This is a genomic window from Glaciimonas sp. OK215 (assembly GCF_057787885.1).
Window position 1 is genome coordinate 970,196 of the sequence record NZ_CM173544.1, and the last position, 23,622, is coordinate 993,817.

A 23,622-nucleotide genomic window follows, 5' to 3' on the forward strand; every position below is an offset into this window, starting at 1 on the left:
ACGACCACTAGTCCATGTACAACAACCCGACTTCATCCGCATTCACCACGAGTTGCGGCGCAAGGGGGGGGGCCTTACGTGGAACTACACCACTTCTGAATCTGCAAAACACATCGTTCAACGCCGGGCTGCCCATGCGCGAACTGGGTCACAGTCCCAACGTCGTGCATGTCCCAAAATTCCTCCTCATTTAAGGATAGTACTTCCGGCTCGCCAGGAAGTAACAATAGGCATCGGTCCGGCCTTATTCCACTGGCAGCGCCCGGCTGTATCCCTCGCAAGCGCAAGGAGTCGTGATAAATATGTGCCGACTCCATCGCCTCAAGTACATTGCCCCGTCCACTACGGTATTTGGCATCAAGTACAAGAAACCGTTGCTTTTCTGCTTCAGTTATCACGAAGACAATATCCGGGATGCGCTCTCTGGATAAGCTCCACGCAATTCTTTTAGCGATTGGATTTTCCGAGTGGAACTTTGCCTGGAAAAGCGCCTCGAGTCGTGCCCCGTTAGGTAGGGTCGTTGCGAACGAAAGGTCAGCACTAGCCGCTGCGTCTTCAGTTAGTTGCCATCCACTAACGCACAGTTGAATCTTTAGCGCGCTCAATAAACGTACGAAGCACCAAGTCTCAAATACGGCCCACGTAGGACTGACGTTGAGCTGGTCCTTAAGTTGTCCCCCACCCACCCCCGAGCGGAGGGCTTCAGTACCCCAGCGATAAGCCCGGCTATATAACGGCTGGGCCGAAATGTGGGTCAGACCGGCGGCCGAAGTTCCGGGCTTGTTCACGTCTATGAATGGATGCACCGTCAACAAGTGCTCAGCGCCTGTCAGTAGGCCTCCGAGCAGCTCCAATCTGCGAGGCATCCTCAAATCTTGCTCTCCTGGCTCTTGCTTTAGTGTTTTCGACTGAACCACTTGGAGAAGCGCTAGTATCGAGGCTCGAAAGCGCATCAGTAACGCCTTCATTGCGCGATTGGCCGGGGTATCGAAGGTCGGCAAAGCCGTTTGGTTCAAAAGCTGGATGGATACCATTGATTCGGCCGCAGATACGTATCCGCCGGCGAGAGCCACAAGGCGGCGGTCCATTAAAGCACTCGGATGGAGCCTGCGAATCACGGACAGAGGGGACCGTTTATGTATGGGGCGCATGAGCTTGTGGGGCTTCCGCCCAATGGCTGTCACAGCCTCCAGAAATGCTTCGCCGTGCAACTTTAGCCGGGCCAAAGCCACTAATGCGTTGAAAGCGATATCCTGCGTCTCGACGCCAAAGGCGGATGTTACCGCCATGCTTCCAAGTAGTAGCTGCGCATCAAACGCTCGAATTTCCTCAAACATTGCGGTGAACTGGTCTGAGCCGAGTTTGCCGGGGGTAGGGCAAACATCGGCAATGAATTGATGCGTGTTACCAAATACGTCGACGGCCACCAACTCAACGCTGCCTGCAAAGAAGTCAGTGGACCAAGAGAATGGTTCATTTACCGAAGCACGTTGCACTTCAACGTCATCGATAAAGAATTTGGAGACCGGCGTACCCCTGAAGCTAAAGAGATATTGCCGATTCTCAATGAGGTCCGTCGCGACCTCTCCTGGCTTGATAAGACAAGACCAGCACTCTTGTTGTAGGGAGGCGAGTTGTATCAGCAACTCGCAGGTGGAGGTATTGTCCGTCATCGCCAAAAGCGCGCTGTGCCAGTTTCAATAAGGTCGGCCTTTAACTCCGCTATTTTTTTTGCACTGCGGTCCAGACCCTCATGGTTCAATAGTTGATAGGTTGATTCAAGCGCTGCTTGGAATCTGACCGTGTTCTCACCGCGAAGCTTTGGCAGTACCTTGGCAAAAATTGCAGCGTCCAATGGGTCTGCATTGGTGTCGCCTAGGTTTGAGAAGAACTCGACATAGCGCAAAACATCATCAATTGTGCGCCACCCGAAATGCAAGCGAACGGGCGCAAGACACGCACCCAAACCTTCCAGAACCCGTTTCGCCCGACTCTTCATGTCTTCAGATAGCTGGCTCGTTGCCCACAATGGAAAATTCGCGACCTTAATATTCCAGAACTCAAGCGTGTATGCGCGGTCCAGTACCTTGTCGGACAGGCCGTGAGTAGTCTCATCCATGTTCAGCGTACCGATAATGGCCAAGTTTGCCGGATACTGCACCTTCGGTGGGACGTCACTGGCTCCCTCGCTGAGTTGGTGTAGGTCTATCCATCCTCGCGTCTCCATAGCAGATAAGACGGGCGAAAGGTATTGTTCCGGATGCGAGAGGTTCATCTCGTCCAGAATAGCAACGTACGGGTGCGTGGGGTCGTCCGCCGCTCGCAGTAGTAGCTCTAGGAACGGAGCGTTGCGATAGGTCTGAGTAATGGGATTGACGTATCCAAGCAGAGGGCTCGGGTCGAACCACCCCGGCTGCACCGGAATTACGCGTACGTTCTCGTGGTCGTTATTCTGCACACCACAAAGTGCCATCGAATAATTCAACGCGAGTTGCGTCTTGCCGGAGCCGGAGATGCCAGTTAGAACAACGAAATGTCGTACTGGATGGAACCATAATCCGGCATGTAACTGCCGTACAAGTTCGGGTTCATAAACCAGCTTACCGTGAACCAATTGCTCAAGCCTTCCTACCAGTTCTTGGAACCCCGAAATTTCGACGTCGTGCTTGATGGATTCGAGTTTTGTGTCAGAGCTATCGGCGGGTGCCGGAAGGCACTCTGGCTCCCATGTCAGCATATCTGCCCAACGTCGGCCACGCTGGGTGAGTTGATAGCGTTTCGGTTCAACGGGCTCAATGACATCCAGACTAACGAGCCAGCCTAACAGCGATGAAGGTGCAAAGTTCGAAGTCCATCCTGGGTTGACCCTCTGGAGCAGGCCTGTCAGGTCAAGCTTCGGCTGAGCCCCACCTTTTAAGTAGTTAATGACGTTGTCGACGCCTAAAATGCGAGTAAGTAAGTGGTCGGCTAGTTCGTCCGGGTCCCTCGAATTTAGAAGGTCCAGTCCTCTGGCACTTAAACGGTAAACAGTGCCGTCCCTACTGCAAAGGTCAAACTCTCGGGCAACTGAATTGATGACGGTACCAATGCTGCCGGCCGCAAGGTCTGGATTTGCCTGACGAATCGTATCGGCGAATTCTTCGCGCGTCAGCCCTTCTTGTAACACTTGAACGAGATTCAACAAGGCTGGGAAACTACCCTTCATGGCAGTAAGTCCCTTCCTGCGTAACATGACTGGTAGTGGTTTCAGATTGCCATCAATTGGTGTCTGAGGCGCAGCGGCGCTGTCACCCGACTCTGCCTCAATATGCCGGTACAAAAACCACGGCAGGCACAGCCGTTGAATCATGGCGTTTTCGTCGCCATTTGGCACTGGCCCCAACACAGCATCCAATCGCTGCCGAATGAAACCATGAATGTGAACCGGGTGGTCCTGTTGTGAGCCACCCATGGCGCGGTATAAGACCTTTAACTTGCCTACACCTGCGAGCGTTGTAAAGTGGTCAGGGAAGATTGCACATAGAACCCGATTCAGCTTTAGCCGAGGCACGCGACCGCACAACCCCGTGAGCCGCGTTTCGAGTTCGTTATACAAATTCGTAAGGTAAGTTTCAAGTTCGGCGCGTGTATTAGGAGCAGTTGCTAGAATTTTTTCTTCAAACCAACTACGAAACTCTCCGTTATCCAGAGCAGGCGCAATTTTTACACTTCCCATGCCTGTCGCGCTGACCGATTCATTTTCCCAAAGATACTCAAGAAAATCCCTATCCTGAAGCTGATGTCCCAATCCAGCACGTACTTTACTTAGAAAATATGCGAGCTTGTCGTACCAGGGTTGAGCATTACTTGCGATACTAATTGCTAATGCAGCATCAACTGCGGCGCGGATACTTGCATCTGTTGATAGGTCATTATTCATTTTTTTTGCACTTTCATTGACCCTATAGACTAGGCACCCCTGAGCTTTTCAGCTTTGCCGAATCGAGCTTCCGATGGATGAGCGATAACGTCGTCAGAATATCCAGAGCGTCCTGCTCGGACATCGTCCATTCCACCTTAGCATTGTGTGCCAAGGGGTTGCGAACCATTCCAAAAAGACCCTTCAAAAGATTCATAAAACCCTTTTTCTCGCCCTCATCCGTCTGGTTTCGCAATTCGTTAATTGATATCAAGGGCGGGCCATTTGCCATGCCGAATGCGGTGTCCACCAAGGAAGCACCGTCTCCGTCAATGTTGGCCATTTCATTGATACGGGTTTTTATCGATTTCATTGCTTCGAATACGGCATGAAAATAGTTGGATTGAACCAGTTCAGCGCGACAAAACTCGAGGACCCTTGCATGAACATCTCGCGAACGGAGTTGCTCTTCCATACGATTGGCTTTCGCAAATGCTTCGTCAAGCGTTGTCGCTCTATTTGTTTTCCCCACTTTCCCGTCATCACGAACGTAATATCCGGCGAACGCTAGTACCGCGTTTAATTGACTCTGGCGTATGTTGAATAACTCGCGGTGTGACACGTAGGCCTCTGGCTGCATCACTGAATTTAATAGCATCACGGTATGGTTCCCAACTTGATGTTTGTTCTGCAGTTGTGCGAGGGAGTTGAATATGCGCTTCCATTTCGTGACCGTTGGACCGTCGTCAGGGAAGTCGAGTCTGAGGAGGAGCCTGCCAATATCTTGTCCGGACAATCCTGCCTCGGTCTCACCAATAATCCGAGCAATGCGCTCAATTTGTTGTTCAGTAAAAGGAGAGAGATGCGTCGCCATGAGGTGCCCGTCATTGATAAAAAAAGACTTCAGTACGTACTACACGCTGCTCTTTAAGGTAGCACTAGGTTTAGGCGTCCGGCATGAAAACCTGCAAGGTTTTGACCACAATTAGGCCACGGAACACAAATTCTTTCATTCTTGCAGCCGTGCGCTACACTGTAGCGCATTCGCACTACAAATTGGAGAGACCGCGATGGCGGCCCAACATCGAAATCCTACGTCTTTCCGACTTGATAGCGAAATCAAAGCACTGCTGGAAAGGGCCGCCCATAAGGAGCGAAGAACACTTACCAGCATGATGGAGGTGATGGTGCTCGACTGGTGCAGCCAGAATGGACTGACAATACGTCGACCCAGAGAGAAAGACTCCTCGATTAAATAAATCAGCTCGTTATCCCTGCCAGAAGAGAAAACAATGTCTCAAGTCCTGAACATCATTCTCGATTTACCGTTTCCTGCCAAGATTGTAGCGGGACTTTTGGTATTCCTCTTTCTTTGTTTCGTCGTCAGATACATGATTTGGGGTTACTTGCAAGGGCGAAAGCTCAACGGTGCAGTGAAGCAGTTGCAGAAACTTGAGGATAAGAGTCCAGCGTCGTTTGCGGCGATATTTGCGCGAGATAAGAGACTGGCGCACCTCTGGCGCGAATACTACAAGACCCTTCACGGACAAAAGGAACGCAATTCCCAAACGGGCGCCTACGAAATTACCCGGTATCGGTCCTCCGTGCCGGCTGAAGTGTTCTTCAGCCGCGAAGTCCTTGTCGACACCGTTCTCGTCACGGAATTTTTTCGTCATCTGCCAGGCATCTTCACGGGGCTCGGCATCATTGGAACCTTTATCGGCCTGATAGGCGGTATTAAGTCATTTACTGTCTCCGATAACTCCCAAATTGTTCGCGACGGCCTGAACTCTCTTCTTCATGACGTTAGCGAGGCATTCAGTGTTTCGTTCGGTGCCATCGCGTTAGCGATGCTTGTCACGTTCATTGAGAAATTTCAGGTCTCAGGCCTCTACAAAAGGGTTGAGGAAATTTGTCACCTTATTGATGAAGCGTTTGAGGCTGGCGCCGGTGATGAGTACTTAGAGCGCTTGGCCCGCTCATCGGAGTCGGCAGAAAAAGAGGCCAAGATTCTCAAGGACGCGCTGGTCACCGAGCTCAAACAGGTGCTGGAAGGACTGACGGACCGCCAAATCCAGCAGTCTGCTCTTCACGCCAACACAATGGCAGAGCGCATCGTCGCCGGGATGAACGAGGGCTTACGAGAACCGTTAACCCGCATCGGCGACGCTGTTCAGTCTGTCGGCGGAAATCAGAATGACGCCGTGAACAAAATCATTATCGACACAATGTCGGCAATGACTGCCCAAATTAAAGACCTATTCGGTGACCAGATAAGCGGCATCAATCGAATGCAACAGGAAACGATTGCTGCGCTGCAGAGCTCTTTGGGACGCCTAGACGAATTCACCACTAAGATGGGGCAAACCGGCGTTTCGGCCACAGAACAGATGGCAGCGAAACTAGGCGAAGCAGTCGCCGGAATGGAGGCTCGCCAACGAGCAATGAGTGATGAACTCATGAAAGCTGTGACCAGCATACGTAACGATGTCTCAGAATCCCAGTCGGAGACAAACCGAAAGACCCAGGAGGCGGTTTCGGCAATGGGCGCAAATGTTGCGGAAATGGTCCGCGGATTACAGGGGCTTGTCGAAACGACGTCCTCAAAAGACCAAGCCAGAACGGAAGCGCTTTCGCAGCATGCCCGCACAACACAGGAAGCCCTGTCGGAAAATCTCGGCAAGACTTTGACCCAAGTCGCGGATGTTGGCGAATCTATCAAGCAAGCGGTGCTGCGGATGGAACAGGTCACCGGCGATTCGATTTCCCGCATGAGCGAGGCTGCCAATACCCTCTATATTGCAGCATCTGACTTTGCCAAAGCTGGTTCTAAGACTTCGGAGACCCTGGAAAAGGCGAACTCTCTATCCGGTCAGCTTGGTGCCGCAAGCACAGCCTTGACGGGGTCCAATAACACCCTTACCGTGGCGATTTCTGAATACAAATTGGTGCGTGACGAGGTTTCTCGAATGGTGTCAGAGCTTCGCTCCACGGTTGACTCCGCCAAAACCGAGGCAAGCCTCACGGCAGACGTCCTTGCCAAAATTGAAGCGGCAACCAGGAGCCTGGTCGTCGCTCAGCAAGAAGCCGACCAGTATCTTGAGCAGGTCACAAAAGTATTGGGAACTGCCCATGGCGAATTTGCTAAAAACATTACCTCAACGCTGCGCAGCGCAAATTCCGATTTCCATCAACATCTGACCACCGCAACCAAGATGCTCGGTGACACTGTTGATGGTTTGTCCGACATTCTCGAACGTGTTCCGGCGAGGTAACTGAATGGTTGCCCCTCGAATCTACATAAAGCGCGGAGCGAAGGACGACGGGGAGCGCCCGTTTTGGATTTCCTTCTCAGACTTGATGACTGCCTTGATGGTGGTCTTCTTGCTGGTCATGAGCGTAGCGCTTCTATCTGTGACCAAGGAGTCATCCGCTCAGCAGAAGGCAGAGGCTGAACGTCGAAAGGACATCCAGGAGCTCTTAACTGAGATGAAGAAGGCTGCTGGAAATTTCGAGGGGGTCACCGTTCACGACGAAGACTACCAAAATCCGTATGTCGATTTCGGCTCCCTTGCGACGTTCGACCTCGATAAGAGTCGCTTAACAAGCGGCCAAGCTAAATTCCTCCGCTCTTATATCCCGGACATTCTTGCGGCCGCCGACACGGAGAAAGGCCGCAAGTGGTTCAAGCAGGTCGTTGTAGAAGGCTACACCGACAACGCAGGTCGCTACTTGCATAACTTGGATTTGAGCCTCCGACGAAGCGAGCGTGTTGTCTGCGTCCTCTTGGATAATCCAAAACCGGAGGACGCGCCTCTCTCTGATAAGCAGAAAAACCAAGTACGAAATCTCTTCCTGGTTGGGGGGTATTCGTCGAATTCGGCGAAGGCGGACCCTGCATTGAGCCGCCGTATTGAACTTAAGTTGAAGTTCTGGGAGATTAACGACCCTGATAAACAGGGGACCTTATCCGCTTCCGAAATGGAGTCCGACCACGGCGTTTGCGCGCTGGGTGGGTAACAATGAACTCAGTTCTCAACCTGCAGAATGTACTTAAAGCCTTTTGTCTGTCAGGGTTAAATTGTGACTTCATCGAACCGGTTGAACTCCAGCAATATACAAAAGAGCTCGAAAAACGTTTTGGTTCTCCGGACCTTGATAAGCCGCGAATCGATAGGATGATACCTGCGCTCCGTCGAATTCTTGACAAGGGTGATGTTGAGTCCGCGCGTGACCTTCGGTACATCTGCTATGGCTTGGCTCATGAGTTAGGTCCCTCCAAACAACGTGTCATTAGTTCAGAAAAGGCGTTTTCCGCACTGTTTTCTCGGTTGAAGACGCTTGTCGGGGACACCAAACGTCTGCGTCGATGCTATCAAGGCTTGCTTGCCGTCTATTTTGAGTTTGATGGCCGAGATGCTGATGAGCCGACGCGGTCCAATTGGCTTGAAGTTTGCGACTTCCTTTCTCGCCATTTGCGAGAAATCGTCTCTCAAGCGCCAGTGCCGCAGTGGGCCACTATCCTCGACGAACACAAGAATCTATTTGAAGAAAATCCCTGCAAGCGCTACGCGAAGGACCTTCTCTGTGGGAATGCCGATGAATTTGAAAGCGTACGCGATGGCCTAGCGATATCGGACACTTCGTGGGTATTCCATGAGGCAGCATTTTCTGCGATTCGCGATGCGTGTGCTCTAGTTGCTCATGACGCCTTTGCCAAGCATGTGCCGGTGCTGACTGACTTATTAGAAGCCCACCCGCTAATTCAAAGCCGTGGACTCGCAGAAGTTCTGTCTCGCTATTCAAAGATAACTGGGCAACCGGAACACAAGGGACTTCTCGATTTATCGGTCAGGCTTTGGCACAACCCACTTTTCAGCCGAAATCTTGTTAATTGGGACTGTGCCGGCCCGGCCGCCACCCAAATGGTCGCGGCGTGGCTCAAGTCGAGTCTCATCGAAGATTTCTTTGAACTTCTCAGTGATGACGGCAAGATGGACAAGCGTCGCGTTCACTTCTGGCAGCGTTATGTCGACTCGATTGACAACATGTACTTTGCTCTTGGTAGACGAGCCATGGTAAACCGCGACCCCGACATTGCGAAGCTGCGTAGAACAATGGGTGACAACCTGCTCCAGCTTGAGGGGGGCTCGACCACAAACAACGGATTTTTCATGTTGATGGGAGACCGTGTCATCGCAGAATTCGGAGAGGCAGGAAACGCGGTGTACTTTTTCCGTCGGGACTCGATGCCGTTTGAGTTGACGGGGCGCATCAATGGAACGGGAAGGACAGAGTGGCGTGACCTTCCTGGTGCTCATTACCTTTCACATAAGGATAATGTGCACGGACACTATAGGTGGGAGCAACGATTTGAGGAAGTTCTGCGTCTCCACCTAAAAATTGGGCCCACGCCATCGCCGACCAGGCCTGTTGCGCTGGCTCCAAGGCGTTCGTTTCCCGAGAACGTGGCAACTACAGCGCCACCGACTCTGTCAGTTGACCTCAATGAAATCCGACGGTTCTGTGCGCGCTATGGGATTCGATGCTCCTCCGACCAAGTTCATCGAACCATGTCGGTCTTTGCCGGAACCAGAATTCCTCTCATTTCGAACTACCTAAAGGCAAATGGTTTTACTCTTCATACAAGTAAGCTCTTTTGGGAAAGGAAATTCTAGTGGCATTCAAGTGGGCAACGGGTCTTTTTGGCGATAAACCTCAAACGCTCGGTCGGGTCTTCGGCGAAGACGGTATCCTTTTGCTCATTGAGGGGGTTCATCCCAAAGAGCAATCCATCAATGCAGATGTCGCTTTAGGCTACATCCAGCAGTTGGTCGGCGAAGAACGGTTAGTTGATACCGAAGGTGGGCTTCTTTTGACCTGGGACGAAATGTACAGCATCTTGGACACTCCGGACGGAGAATCTGAGCTGCGGATGCTTTCACTGCCGCCCGTTAGTAACTTGGTTCCGCGGCTCAGAAGCGAGGGTTCGCTCACCTCTCCCGATTTTGCAGTGGGAGTTGATGGTTGGCGTGTCGGAAAGGAGTCTGACCGGGACGACGTCAGTTGTGTCGGGGCCGTTGCCTATCTGGGGGTTGAGAAAGTATTGTTGCCAAAGCGTAGCTACGGCGTATTGAAGAAACTTCAGGCCTTCTACGACACCGATTCCCGCACTCCGGATTTTAACCGGATGTTCTGGGGTGAGCTACGCCAATCTGCCGTCGAGGCTGGAGCAGTCCTCGACCAGTTTCTCTACTCGAACGTTGTTTTAACCCCGGAAAAGTTGGCAATTGAATTGCAACGAACTTCACCGGGAGGTGTTGGCGTCGTCGAAGTGGAGCCGTGGTTCGCAGGTGCCCCCAAGAATTGGATACAACATTTTGATAGCTTTTCACGCGTTCGTGACCTGTACGAAATCCCGACGGAAGACGGAATTATCCAGGTTGTCGTCACCCCGAAGGTCAAGACGGTTTTAGAAGCCATCAAGAAATTGCCGGGTCGCCGGGTCGCCGGCACGCTTGGAGAGCGATTCGTCACGAATCCATTCGCGGCGCTAGGTGGTGCAGCAGAGGGAGTAATCGACCCGGACCAGTTTGAGCAAGCGCGAGAAGAAGCCGGCATTATCTTCAAACGATTCGTCGCGCGCGTGAATCTAGACGCGTCGGGAATTCCGACCAACGTTGGCATCCAGGTGCAGGCAATTGTCACTCGTGAAGCCTGGAGCGCGCACGAATCGTTTAAAGACCCCCTCGAACTGCGTCACTTCATTACGGCTGTCGCAGCGCGCCTGCATACTGGAAATGAACTTTACCACTGGCGCGGACATGACCTTCAGCTTCTCGGCGATACTCAAAAGGAGATAGACACTCTGCAGCTTGCGTATCAAGAGTGGACCCGTCCGCGCGTCACGATTCACTATGCGGATGTGGCGGACCTGGCACGATATTCGAAGCGCGTAGCTGGCATTGGAATCCAAAAGCCGCTCATTTCTCCGTACATTCCACGAGGCAAGGACGAGGATGGCTGGTTCCCCGCCGAAGACGCTGCAGCAGGAAAGCCAGTACAGACGGTTGTCGTCAACGTCACATCGGTTGATGGCGAGGAATTGCCTACGACAGTAACTCCAGAAGACCTCAAGTTAGTGCGCGAACGCGTCGCAGCTGCCAAAACTGCAGGCGCCACGTCAATTAAATGGCCCGACACCGACAAACACGTGGAGCTTTCCACAGCAGAAGAGGTAATAACTCAAGTTGAAGAAATATGGGTTCCGGGAAAACTGAACGAAGATGAATGGCAACCGTCCTCGGTGGTGCCCAAAAAGAAGACGCCCCGTCAAGAGTTACTTCTGCGCGCCAACATTGAAACTACCGAGTACCGTGAAAGCCGGGCGGAACAACTCAAATTTGACCAATCGAAGAGCCCCACTCTACCAACGACATTACTGCCCCATGTATCGCTCAAGGACCATCAGTCAATCGGCATTGCGTGGCTACAGAACCTGCTTACGCAAGCCCCTGACTACTGTCGTGGTGCCATTCTTGCAGATGACATGGGATTGGGGAAAACGCTCCAGTTGCTCACTGTCATTGCTTATCTGCTTGAACAGGGCGACAAGTTCAGCCCGGTCTTGGTGGTCGCTCCGGTCTCCCTACTCGAAAACTGGAAGGAAGAGGCCGAGCGATTCTTCAAACTCGGCACTTTTAGCCTCCTTACGCTATACGGCGATACTCTGTCGGGACTTCGCGAAAGTCGCGCAAACTTAGACGAACAGCTTCAGCGGGACGAACTGTTTCGATTTTTAAAGCCGAATTGGCTGGGTTCCTCAAAGGTCGTGCTGACCACCTACGAGACCTTGCGTGACCTTGAGTTCTCATTTGCAGCCACTCATTGGTCGATAATGGTATGTGACGAAGCTCAGAAAATTAAGAACCCGGCCGCGATGGTCACCCGGTCGGCGATGAAGCAAAACGTCGACTTCAAGATTGCCTGTACCGGTACGCCAGTTGAAAATACGCTTGCCGACCTCTGGTGCCTGTTTGATTTTATTCAGCCCGGCCTGCTCGGGGGCTTGAACGAATTCGGCGACCGTTACCGACGGCCAATCGAGTGCACAGGCGACCCCGAGGCTGAAGCACGAATCAATGAACTGCGGGCCATTATCGAGCCGCAGATTCTGCGCCGGAACAAGAAAAACGTCGCAAAAGACTTGCCTCCAAAAATTATCGTAGCGGAGGCGCAGAACCTCGTGATGTCTGCGTTCCAGCGGAAGCTGTATGCCGAAGCGCTCGAGTCGTACAAGAATAGGCGCAGTGGAGTGGGCGGCGGTCGGTTTGTAAACTCACTTGGACTCATTCAATATTTGAGGCGCCTTTGTACCGACCCGCGGGAAATCGGTCGCGAAGTATTTGTGCCCGGACCTCTCGCAAATTACCGCAAGAGGTCGCCGAAACTCGACTGGCTGCTCAATACGTTGCAGGAAATAAAGACCAAGGGCGACAAAGCGATTGTGTTCTGCGAGTTTCGCGAAATGCAGCGAATGCTGGTGCACTACATCGAGCAGGTTTTCAAGTATCGGCCAGATGTTATCAATGGTGACACCACAGCGTCGGCAAAGCACGAGCATAGCCGGCAGAAACGACTAAAGACGTTTCAGCAGCAGCCGGGATTTGGGGTCATCATTCTGTCGCCAGTTGCCGTTGGATTTGGCGTAAACATCCAGGCAGCCAACCACGTAATTCATTACAGCAGGACGTGGAACCCTGCAAAGGAAGACCAAGCAACTGACCGCGCCTACCGCATCGGGCAGAAAAAGACGGTTTATGTCTACTACCCGGTAGTCCGAGCCGCAGAGTTCAAATCCTTCGACGTGAAGCTGCACGAACTCCTTGAATACAAACGCAGCCTTTCTTACGACATGCTTAATGGAACGGGAAATATCCTTCCTGGCGAGTTCACTGATGTCGTCGATGTGGGCGGCGAAGCTTTTGAGGACCGAATTGACTTGGACTACGCGCTTGGGCTGCAGCCTGAATATTTTGAAGCATTAACAGCCTCGTTATGGCTCAAGCGCGGCTTTAAGACCGTAATTCGAACTCCAGCATCGAATGATGACGGTGTCGATGTTGTCGCCAAGACCCAGCGTTCTGGGGAGTTGGTTCAATGTAAAAGTTCTTCAAATATCGGAAATCAGCTTGACTGGGACGCGGTTAAAGATGTGGTCACCGGACACGCGGCGTATCGGGTGCGGTATCCCGGGACGCAATTTCAGTTGGTTTGCATTACCAACCAGTTATTCAACGAGAAGGCTCATAGGATGGCTAATCTAAACGGGGTCGAACTGATTGACCAGCATGGCTTGAAGTCTATGCTTGAAGATTACCGAGTAACGATGAGTGACGTCGAGAAGTTTTTGTCGGCCAACGAGCTGATGTGATGATGGCAGCGCTCGTAAATTCAGGTACCAGTTGCCGGAATCCGCGTAGGGAGGACCGTGGTTCATTAGCAGTCCGCGGAGAATAAGGGTAGACGGCATCAGGGCTTCGGCCTTGGTGCCGTTTTTTGTTGGGTGCGAGGAGAAAATTTATCCGTCGACCGTTGGACATTCGGGCATGGAGTCGCACATGCCCCGAGTTGCAGAAAGGCGTTATGAAAACATTTTCAATCTTTAATCATCCCGACCATCGGTTGGAAGCAGTGAAACAAGGGTTTTCCTTTCCTGGTGTACTCGGGGGCGGGTTCTGGCTGTTATGGCACAAAATGTGGTTTCTCGGCGCGCTCGCGACCGTGTTCGGCGTCGGCGTCTACCTCTTGTTTCCCAGCCCGGAAGGTTATGTGTACGGCATTCCATATGGACACCGTTTTGGGCTGGCTGATATCATCAACATTGGTATTGGTGGCGTAGTCGGGTTCTGGGGAAACGAGTGGCGTGCTACGTCACTTATTGATAGGGGATTCGAGAACGTCGCGGCAGAGCAGGCGGCGACGCCTGACGGTGCCAAGGCTGCATACCTGCGACGTGCTACGGCTACCCATCAGGAACCCGCATTCGTTCGGCGCGAGCCTTCCTAAGCTGACGCGGTCTAGACATCGCGGCAATTTAGTCGCCAGTGGTCAGCTGTAACGGACGCGGGTATATAAGTCGTCTTCGGGTAGTATGGGAGGTGGAAGCCCTTGCGAGCTGCCGGCAGCGAGCTCCCGCCCATGCTGAACTAGCCGCAGACGGGACAGGAGCCTGTTCCGTTCAGTGACGAGGTCAGAAAATGACTCGAACCATAGTTGTTCAATTTCTTCCACGGCTTGCGTGAGCCTATATTCCTCCTCATTGAGTGTACTAGCCTGTTGCTGGGAGTAGTACATCGCCACGGGAAAATCTAGCGCGCATGCCGTCGGTGCAAACAGATGTGCCTGCTCCTCGCCCTCTGCATAGTTCCAAACGCTCCATTTTTTAAAGGCGATTGACCACATTGCTTTGGCCTTTGACGGAATGACCTCGTTCGAAAAATGTAACATAATGCTGGCTACAGGCGCTGCCATCAACTGGGAGTGGCTCAAGGACAGCACCCCCAAGAACTCATTCCAGTGCTTTTCATCGAGGTCCACAAGTGCCTTCGATAAAGCTTCAGCCGCTAGCGAATCATTATTCAGGTACTTAAACAATGCATTCATCCACCCAGCCCAGTCCGAGGTTTGGGCCACTTGTAAGAGTAGTCGTCTATAAACGTCGCTCCAATCGTGGGTCATACGACTTGCGTTATGCGCTTGCTGAAGGAAACGGATACTAATAAACTTGAACGCAATAAGTGGAACTTTGAGTGCGAATAGAGCACTCGAATCCTCAAGTACTAGGCAAACTAGTAAAGAGAAGAGGATATTATCTTTTTCGGTTACGGCATCCGCGAGTTTATCCGGTTCTAGCACCCAAAGAAGCACGATGGCTGCCGATAGGTCCGTTTGCGGCTCAGGCATTAGGTTTCGGAGCAGATGAGTCAAATTCTCGTAGTTGACTTGATGGCCCGCTAATTTCAGCGTGTTCTGTATCTCAGCAGGGTTGCCTCTGTGGCTATTGTGGATGCCGACATTTGCATTTTCAACGAGCCGCAGTAAACCAGTCTTCAGACCATCTCCAACTAGCGACGCGGCAACGCTCTCGAGTCCGGCCGAACGAACGTCAAGCACTTGTGTGGCTATCAATAGCGCTTGTAGCTCGAAAAGCGCGTTAGCGTTTTCCATGTTCCAACTACGCAAGGAGTCCAAAACACCGCGCACCGCGATTTCCCATCGCACGCTTGAGGCACCGTCAGGCACACTATCTGCCCAGACCAGCGGCCGAAGGAACGGAAACTCGGCATCAAGCGAATTCTCAAGGGATTCTTTGTTCGAAAGGGAAGGCTGTCCATTTACTCTAACCGCTTGGGCAAAGAATAGCTTGAGGGACTTCGGTTGCTCAGATGGTCCGGCGCCAAGGGCTGCTTGGAACGTTTGTTGGGCGAGTTTTTTCGTATTTTCTGTCATGGAGTCTTCCACACGGTATATTCTGGGCCATCAAGTTCGCCCCATAGCTCCAAGAAAGCTTGCCGAATCAGCTCTCCGTCGGCGACCTTCTGAAGGATGTGGTGCTGACGACCTAGGCTATTGACTGAGGTACCGAGAGACCAAGCGATTGCACCGCCCAGAGCACTAGGGAATATCAAAAATCGGTCGTGGAAAGGCCATCCCGCCGAACCTTCGCGAATGCGAAACTCAAGCTTCAAACCTTCACAGTTACCCATTGCGCCTTGAATGGCCGCCAATTGTTGAGTCTTCCAGGATGGCTTTGACACTACCGACTTGCGAAGTAAACCAAGTTTGTTTAGGCAATGTCGACCCCATATCTGAATGGCTTGGGAAATACGTTCGCAAGGCGTACTCGCTACAGGAGATTTGGCCTTAGCTTGCCCCGAATCTGGCACCTCAGCTCCAGCAGTCAGTGCACGCAAGTCCACCCCAGGATGCGGGCAGAAGAAGAGGGTACTCAACACGTCTCTGGCGTTGAGATAAGGGTCCCAAAGCCATGCCCCACTTTTGCCGTGTTCTGCTAGTAGCCAACGAATATCTGCCAAGGCTTCCTCGCGCCCGGCCTCAGACGGTCCTCCGTACTGGAGAAACTCTTTTCGTATTTGTAATTTATGAAGACTATCCCTGAAAACTCTCTTGGAGCGCCACGGTTCTCGAGGGTTCGGCCACACTTTCCCAATTCGGTTGGGTTGAGCCTCGCGATTAAGCGGAACTATGACGACTTGGTGTTGGCCGCCCGGAGCTGGTATCTTGAACTCACGGTCAGTCGACCGTTCTCCGACCACGTTGATATTTAGGCCGATACCCGTGATGAAAGTGGTCTGCGCGGAGGCACCGAGAACCACCTCATTGCTGTCGTCCCACATGATATGCCGAGCCCCCCCGCGATGCGAGTGAAGGGGAAACTTTGCAAGTTCACTATCGACAATTCTTGAACCAAAGCCCTCTAACGTTTCGTCCTCGTATATTTCACACGATACCCGTAGCGGCCGCCCTTTGACCTTGGGATGCCATGCGGGCTCAACAAGAAATGCCCCGTCTTCCGAGCCTCGCACACTTGTGGCAGCGACGGTTACCGGAAGCTGGATTAACACGTTCCCCAAGCGGTCCGAGAGCCCATCAATTCCCATAGGTACGTGCGCCTGGAGGAGCGTTGCGAGCCCCGTAAGCAATTTCGGGTCATCTAGGAGAAAACGGACGTCATTTTTTTCGGTATCAAAAAACTCGATGAGATGCGAGCCATTCCAGAAATTGTTCTTTAACACGCCGTTCCAAGGATGAGGCTGGAATGAGTCCGATGGAACGAACTGCGGTGGCACCGCGATGAGCGTTCCAACCCGCAGCGCGAAATTACTCAGCTTCCACTCATGTGTTTGTCCGAACCTGCGCAGAGCATCAAGCACCTGCTTGGGAGAGATGCGGTATCTGGATACGCCGAACTTCCATTCCGTGCCTCCCAGCACCAATGGTTTTGAATTGATGAACGGATTTCCGGATGGTAAGTTCGCAGGAGGTTCGCCTGCCTCCGCGACCAACAAGCTCAGGAAATTCGTGGGCGGAACGTCACGCTGGTAGCCGACAATCTCAGTTACTTCAATGCTGCGATACATTCCAATCACGCCAGGCACTAATAGCTTTTCTAGTTGTTTAATGTGCTCTGTAATGTCCCAGGTCATCGCTTTCCCATATCGTTAAGCCGGAGTGTCGGCTGCATTCTGAAGCGGAGGAGTGTCTACGTTACCGCCGTTTTCATTTCGGGCCGCAAGCTTCGAATCAATTCAAAGAGAAACTTAATCTCATTGGGGCAGGTTTCCCTATTCAGACATTCCTCTAGCTTACTAAGCAAATCTCTTAACGCCACATCATCAGCATTAGCTATTATTTTCGAGTCTCGATTAATTGCGTTGGCTATCCATGCAAGCCCAGGAAGATTTTCAGTCTCAACAAGTGGCAGCACCAATCGCCGAATAACCTTATTGGAAGTATTGCTCAATACACCTTTGATGATTAATATTTCCCCGACCAAAAGGAAAAAACCTTCGGCAATTTCGCGCCCAGCGTTATTCGCTGCCATTTCGTATATCTGGTCAACCAACCCATCAACCAGCTCAGCCGACAGTGATTGGAAAAGATTGATAGAAGCAGGAGGACGAATCGCTCCTTCAGGCGGTACTAGACCACCAAGTGTTTTACTTGAAAAATCTGCCAGCGCGCCACGAAACTCAGCGCCAAGCTGCGGAGGCGTTGAATTGGCGGCCAAGGCAATGATTAGCTTTGTCCATGGGCCACTTGAAACAAGGTCGTTGGCTAAAACCTCGCGCGATACCGATTGAAGCGCTTTCTGACACCACTCAGGAAATAGACGATTTGACCGTATAGACGTGTTATCCATTAAAAATGCATAAAACGGAAGCAATTTGAGGTCAAACGTCGATTCGGTTAGCTCTTTGACGAAGTTGCCCGTTTCAATCCGCTCATTTAGGAATGCGATAAGGGGAGCCGTATTTTTTTGCGCCGCGTGCATTGACTGAGTAATAAAAACGACGCGCTGCACAACGTCCGCTTCACCGACCAGTGCGTTGATATCATTTTTTTCCGTTGCCTGAGAAACAAAATAAGCAGCGAGCGGTCTTGAAGGCCCATTCAACGATGCCATTCTAAAAACTAAGGAATCTGAATCAAACTGCTTTGCTAAGGCGAATAGTGCTGTAACAAGTGCTGGACTGCTAGATGGGGAATTGAAGAATGCTACGGCCAATGCATGTCCTTCTGTGGAATTTGCGACTGCGGCCCCTAAAGTTCCGGCTGGTTGTTCCCTAAGCCATATATAAAGTGACCAAGCGGTTAAAGATTCTGCAGAGATTGAAAAGCCCTCTGTAGTGGTTGTAAAACCCAACCAAACAGTATGAAGCACCGTGCCTGATTCCACGTTTTTTTTCAGTGCCGAAGCTGCAGCTGGAAGTACTTTCGATGCATACTGCAAGAAGCGGTAGATGTTCAGAGTACTCTGAGGAGACGTGGCAGATAAAGTAGAGAGTTGCTGCAAAGATGCTTCAACGATTGGTCCAAAGTGTTCTAACTCGTCGGCGTTAACGTAGGAAAGCAGTGAATTGTAGATTGACGCCGAAACCGTTCCAGTTTCAATCGCTGACTTCAAGAATTTAACGATGTCTGCCATAGGAATTCCAGGTTTAATCGCCTTGAAATCTAATGATGGGTTAGATGTTTGCACGAAATCGCATATTTCTACCCAGCGCTGCGGCTCACCTGGAATTGTGACAGGGTGCATAGGCCAATTGTCTTTGAAGTACTCCCGTAATTGTTGGTTGCGCCAGACATTTGAAATTAATTGTAGTATCGGCTTGTAACCATCAATTTCTTTCGGCACAAAGCCAACATTTTTACTCATAAAAAACCAGGTCTCGGTTTTTTTGAGGGAGTTTCCCAGCGCTTCGCGCATGAATCCTTCGGAATCTATTTGTGCAACTGCCACCAGAGCCTCAAGCACTCGACCATCTTGTAGCGGCCAAAAGGAAGTATTTTGTATGGCGCGCCCAATTTCTTGTCTAATTTCAAGTTGGCTGTCTAGTTTCGCGTTTTCGAGTATTCCGCTTGCTTGGACGGATAAGATGCATGTCACAAGCGACTCTTGGTCACCTGCAACGAATTCAGGTAAAAGAACCCCGAAGTCAACGTCAAATAATTCAGAAAATCCAGGTCGACTATGATACTCATCCTTAAGCTTCTTTCCAGATGAATCAAGTAAAGCGTCTTTAATTAGTGGTTGCAACAGAATCTGCTTTGCCTTGTCCGCATCGACATTAAATGTGAGGGAAGCCAGCGAGTCACTTAGCTCGACCCCTAGTAAGGCAATCTGTTTGGCTGAAGGAATTTTTCGAGAAATTAGATTCTCCCGAATTTTAATTCCGTTTCGCTTCAAAATTGCGAAAAGGGCTTGGTGTTCCAACGGAATTTTCCCCTGCCACTGCAATTCTGTCCCCACTATGTCGTTGACCAAGGTAACAAGTTCCCGTGGTCCCGGGGGGGTAGTCTTGGCGAGTTCGTTGGCACACAACAGATATATTTTGTGAAAAGTATTATTCCCCTGTTCGTAAGAAAATGCTTTCCGAAGTAATTCAGTTAAATACTGCTTCCAATTCGACAGTACCGGACCTGGCACGTAGAACTTAATCTGGATAACTTTCTCCAAAAAATGCTCACGTGGTGGCAAGGAATTTTTGACCAAGTCGTCTGTATCACGACCAGACACAACATTGTCTTGGGCACCGGACGCGTCTCCTGTTGAATCAGCAACTAGTCCATCAGGTGCGTAGGGGATGAGAACCCAAATTTGTTTGAACCACGCTTCTTTTCTAATAATTGGATTATCAATGAATGAGCGCAGCATTGACCAAACACCTGCGGACTCCTCAGTGGAAATTCTGTCGAGATTGTCGAGCACAATAACGAATCTGCGTTCTGGATTTGTTAGTGCAACGGATAGCAGCTTCTTGAATACATTTTGAAACTCGAGTGTTGTTGGCTCGCTAGTTTCAATCGTCGTTGTACTTTCCGCAGTTGATATTTTTTGATAAAAAATTGCTAGCAATTGCTCTTTTTTAGCGCTATCTTTTCTCGTTGCGAACAAGTAAAAATATAGGAATATAAGAATTGGCGCTGCGGTTAGCAGCAATCCTAAAATTAGCAGCCACCCTGGTGAGCCTTCTTTGAAGGCTCCTGTGAGCAATCCCCACCCTATTGGTAATAGGAGTAAAGATGGCAAGAGAATTTTACCCATTGGCGTTAGCACAGGAATCGTCAATTTTTTAGATTCCTTCATCCGACGTGCTAGCCGGGCTTTCTCATCCTCCCAATCTTGGTTCGAATCTAATTTCGGTACTGCTAAGTCGCCGACCCACTTTTTTTCCAAGCATTGGTCAATCAGCCCTTCCAAAAAAGCACGCCGTAGCGGGTCTCCCTGATGTGCCCATGCGTCAAAATTATAGATAAGAACTGGCCGGTCGTATGGAGGATTGCTTAGTGCTTTAGAGAACAGTCTAATGATTGTTGACTTACCAGCCCCCCAACTGCCTTCCAGTCCAATCGTCTTACCCCCAGCCTGCTTATCAATCAGCTCTGACAGAGCATCGGCTATTTTCTGATGCGATTGAAACTTGTCCTCGTCAGACGGAACATCCTCGATTAATAGCGGCTGTTTCATTTGTTTGGCAGGAGTAGTCATTTGAGCATCATGCCTTAGCAGTTGCATGAGTGCAAGTAGCAATGGCGAGAGGTCCGTTCCAGCAAAGTTGATGCCAATTCACCACAAATTGGGCGTGAATGACAGCTTTAATGATTTCTGCACCAGACCCATGAAAGGTGACTGTAGGATGGTAGGCGTTCTTCAAGCTGTTGCTTGCGTGAGCTGAATTCTTCGTAAATTTTTTCGGATTCGGGTGTGCGCCGGCCGAGCCGAGTTTGGCGATTGTCCGGGTACGTTTTGACTAGATACTCGTATTCCCCTTCGGATTTCCAATACATACCGCCCTTATATTGTTGAGCCTGTTCAGCAACGCGAGCGTGTTCAGAAAACAGGGTCGTAGAATCTATAACCTGGCGAGCAGCGTTGTCGGAGAGAGGAAGGTAGTCCATGGAAGGCAGTCAGTTCACCGTATAGTTTTCATAATCTGCTTTTATACGGTGAATGTGCAGAAAAAGCGTTGAAGGTTTGAAAATTGAGAGCATAAAATCCTTCAATTCGACATCTTGAATAGCTATATTCATCGGGACTTAGGCGCCTTCGGAATGCCCTCCAACTCATCGTCATAGAGACCAAGGTCTCGGGAGACTCTGGCCACATTCGCGCTGGCTTTGGCCTGGTTTACCTTCCTCTGCGCCTTGTACTCAAGGGCAGCGGCCCTTGGTATGCGTCGATGCCCACTGTCGGTCTTCTGTATGCCGGGAATATATCCATGGTCGAGCAGCTTAATTACGTATGGCAGCGAAACATGCAGTAGTTGAGCAACCTGCCGTGTCGAGAGCATCTCTCCGTCGTCAGGAGGTACGCCCAAGGGATTCAACTGCCCTGCGACATCGGTCGATGCAGCAGGCGATTTTGCATCAACGCGCACACCCTTCGTGGCAATGCTGCTATCACTCACGGCGCTGGCGGCGTCATCAAGGTCAACCGGCGCTGGAATACCGGGCAACAGGATAGCTGCCTGTAACGCACGCATCCTACGTAGCGTGGCGGCCTCACCTTCGGGCAAGCCCTCGACACTCCGCACACTGATGTCGTGACGGCGCGGAATTTTGTTTTGATTCAACGCACGTTCAAGCTGAGCGCCAGCGCGCGCAATGTCCACGTCCTTCTCAACATATATCGCTATCCCGCTTCCGCGCGTGTCGACCCGTCGCAACCCCAGACGCCCCAGTGGCAACGCCATTGCGACTAATCCGATAGCTCCTAACGCAGCAAGAGCCTGATTGACTATGAGCTGCCACTGCAGGAGCCTGGTCTTTGCTGCGAATGGTAGGACTTTTGTCCACCTAATCCATACCTCCATCCATTGAAGCTGCGCAAGGTAGTCTCGATTGATGTCAGGAATCCAGCCCGGAAATACCCAGGGTACGCAGGGTATCGGTGCCGGATGAGGCAATCCCCCAAAGAGGTTGGAATCCTCCGCTGCGTACGCATCTAACTGTGTTGCATGCTTTACCAGCATTGCCTTGACCACGTTCGCGAAGCCCCCGCATGTGTGCCCAAATACTGTACGCACACATTCTGCGAGTACCGTGTCATCCGGTGTCAAAAACGCAGCAATGCGCGCCGCCTCGTTATGTAGACGGTGCATTTCCGCTACCGGCGCCCGGATGTACTTTGACAGCGGTTGAGCCGGCCCGTCGGTCAAGTCCACCACCAAGCGCGGATTGAACTCCGGCGCATCGCCGCGAAATGGTTCCTTTTCAAAACTCGCCTGGCTTCTGGCAATAGTGGGGGCGGAAATACCGAAGCCACTCCAGAGTGAAAATGCTTTCGCGGCTTCCTCAGTCAGGGGCTTCTGGTGATAGCCGCGCGGGTTGCACATAATGCGCACACCAGAATCGAGGACATCGATGCCCTTGTGGAGATGCCCGTGACACCAAAGTTCGATGTTCGCGTAATGTGATTTCAAAAAAGGGGTTAAATTGCTCGCGTAATTCCCGACGCGCATGAGGTCCTCGTCATGGTAGTCCCAGTTCTCCCGGTCCAATAGCACATCGCGAATCCCGAACGCACGCAACGATTCAAAAGTGGGCGCGTGATGTGTCACGACAACCGTTGGACCGTCGAAAGGCTTGACTAGCTGCTCCTGCAGCCATTGCATCGACGCTTTGTGCTCAATGTATGCAATGACCGGGTGAAAGTCCCCGGGCTCGGGAACGTCGCGCTGTATCCGCCGGCACAGCCGCTCCACGCGGTTGCGCACGGGGCCGTGAGCATAGCGTGCCGCTTTGATGCGGCGAAAATCGCTACTTCCCCCCAGTGACCAAGCGACGAGCTGGCGGGTAAGTTCGCCGAAATTCGTCCAGAGCGTCGTACCCAAAAACCGCATCCCGTCAATCACTACAGCATCGCGTTCCAACACATGCACTTGCGTCCCTTGCGCGAGCCGTTTCGCTTGCACGACCACTTCATCAAGGTCAGCGTGGTAGCGCTCGTAATTGCCGAGCACGTAGACAATCGGCTTGCCGAGTGCAGCTAGCCAGGGCACTGCGGTTTCCACAGGACCAATATCGCCAGCGGCGACGAGGATGTCAAAATCGACACCGGCCGGTAGTTCGTACGGTCCGGTGTCGAGGTGCAGGTCGCTCAGGAGATGTAGTCGCGGCCACGGCTTCTCTAGAACGAGATGCCCAACTTTTTTCTTGGAAATAGGTTTCATCCTCGGAAATCTTCGCCTGGTATCGCCCACCTTTCCGGCAAAGTAGATGCGGTCAGTTCCAGGTCGTCATCTGAGGGATAGTGACGTAGAAGCCGGTGCGCTTCCCGCCGAACAGATTCAGGCACCTCAGCGCTCTGCACGAGCTCCTGGAGAAATTCGCGGGCTTGTACAACGGAGCGTGTGCGCTCGAAGGGCATTGTCATAAAGTGTCTTTCGAAGTAGCTGCATCTTGTGAATTGACATCAA

The 23,622-nt window shown here is 51.6% G+C and carries 13 protein-coding genes; 5 read left to right on the forward strand and 8 right to left on the reverse strand.

Going from position 1 to position 23,622, the window contains the following annotated elements; all coding sequences use genetic code 11:
• Positions 1 to 74: 74 nt before the first annotated feature.
• From AC3CHX_RS04325 to AC3CHX_RS04335, 3 genes are read right to left on the reverse strand one after another with little or no spacing between them, the layout of a single operon-like run.
• Positions 75 to 1,673 carry a DUF2357 domain-containing protein gene (locus AC3CHX_RS04325; RefSeq protein WP_488642865.1) on the reverse strand — a complete coding sequence of 533 codons (1,599 nt, stop codon included), beginning with the start codon at positions 1,671 to 1,673 and terminating at the stop codon, positions 75 to 77.
• A complete protein-coding gene (locus AC3CHX_RS04330; RefSeq protein WP_488642866.1) occupies positions 1,670 to 3,919 on the reverse strand; it encodes an McrB family protein in 2,250 nt (749 codons plus the stop codon). The genes AC3CHX_RS04325 and AC3CHX_RS04330 overlap by 4 nt, the downstream gene beginning before the upstream one ends.
• A gap of 22 nt (positions 3,920 to 3,941) precedes the next feature.
• The gene (locus AC3CHX_RS04335; RefSeq protein WP_488642867.1) at positions 3,942 to 4,772 is read right to left on the reverse strand and encodes a TIGR02391 family protein; all 831 of its coding nucleotides are present in this window, start codon (positions 4,770 to 4,772) and stop codon (positions 3,942 to 3,944) included.
• A gap of 418 nt (positions 4,773 to 5,190) precedes the next feature.
• On the opposite strand from AC3CHX_RS04335, the gene AC3CHX_RS04340 reads away from it, so the two are divergent.
• From AC3CHX_RS04340 to AC3CHX_RS04360, 5 genes are all read left to right on the forward strand, one after another.
• Positions 5,191 to 7,173, forward strand: a complete 1,983-nt coding sequence (locus AC3CHX_RS04340; RefSeq protein ID WP_488642868.1) for a hypothetical protein — start codon at positions 5,191 to 5,193, stop codon at positions 7,171 to 7,173.
• A gap of 4 nt (positions 7,174 to 7,177) precedes the next feature.
• Complete coding sequence (locus tag AC3CHX_RS04345) at positions 7,178 to 7,918, forward strand: flagellar motor protein MotB (protein WP_488642869.1); 741 nt, start codon at positions 7,178 to 7,180, stop codon at positions 7,916 to 7,918.
• A gap of 2 nt (positions 7,919 to 7,920) precedes the next feature.
• Positions 7,921 to 9,576 (forward strand): EH signature domain-containing protein, encoded by a 1,656-nt coding sequence (locus tag AC3CHX_RS04350; RefSeq protein ID WP_488642870.1) that lies wholly within the window; start codon positions 7,921 to 7,923, stop codon positions 9,574 to 9,576.
• Positions 9,576 to 13,331, forward strand: coding sequence for an SNF2-related protein (locus tag AC3CHX_RS04355; RefSeq protein ID WP_488642871.1), 3,756 nt, complete (start codon positions 9,576 to 9,578; stop codon positions 13,329 to 13,331). Before AC3CHX_RS04350 ends, AC3CHX_RS04355 begins: the two co-directional genes overlap by 1 nt.
• A 212-nt stretch (positions 13,332 to 13,543) precedes the next feature.
• Positions 13,544 to 13,966 (forward strand): DUF2628 domain-containing protein, encoded by a 423-nt coding sequence (locus tag AC3CHX_RS04360; RefSeq protein WP_488642872.1) that lies wholly within the window; start codon positions 13,544 to 13,546, stop codon positions 13,964 to 13,966.
• A gap of 42 nt (positions 13,967 to 14,008) precedes the next feature.
• Here AC3CHX_RS04360 and AC3CHX_RS04365 read toward each other — a convergent pair whose 3' ends face one another.
• The 5 genes from AC3CHX_RS04365 to AC3CHX_RS04385 form a co-directional block, all read right to left on the reverse strand.
• A complete protein-coding gene (locus AC3CHX_RS04365; RefSeq protein ID WP_488642873.1) occupies positions 14,009 to 15,409 on the reverse strand; it encodes a hypothetical protein in 1,401 nt (466 codons plus the stop codon).
• Complete coding sequence (locus tag AC3CHX_RS04370) at positions 15,406 to 17,127, reverse strand: VPA1262 family N-terminal domain-containing protein (protein WP_488642874.1); 1,722 nt, start codon at positions 17,125 to 17,127, stop codon at positions 15,406 to 15,408. The genes AC3CHX_RS04365 and AC3CHX_RS04370 overlap by 4 nt, the downstream gene beginning before the upstream one ends.
• 56 nt (positions 17,128 to 17,183) lie before the next feature.
• The gene (locus AC3CHX_RS04375) at positions 17,184 to 20,693 is read right to left on the reverse strand and encodes a P-loop NTPase fold protein (RefSeq protein WP_488642875.1); all 3,510 of its coding nucleotides are present in this window, start codon (positions 20,691 to 20,693) and stop codon (positions 17,184 to 17,186) included.
• Positions 20,694 to 21,231: 538 nt separating this feature from the next.
• Complete coding sequence (locus AC3CHX_RS04380; RefSeq protein WP_488642876.1) at positions 21,232 to 23,376, reverse strand: metallophosphoesterase; 2,145 nt, start codon at positions 23,374 to 23,376, stop codon at positions 21,232 to 21,234.
• A complete protein-coding gene (locus AC3CHX_RS04385) occupies positions 23,373 to 23,579 on the reverse strand; it encodes a BPSL0761 family protein (protein WP_488642877.1) in 207 nt (68 codons plus the stop codon). The genes AC3CHX_RS04380 and AC3CHX_RS04385 overlap by 4 nt, the downstream gene beginning before the upstream one ends.
• Positions 23,580 to 23,622: the final 43 nt, after the last annotated feature.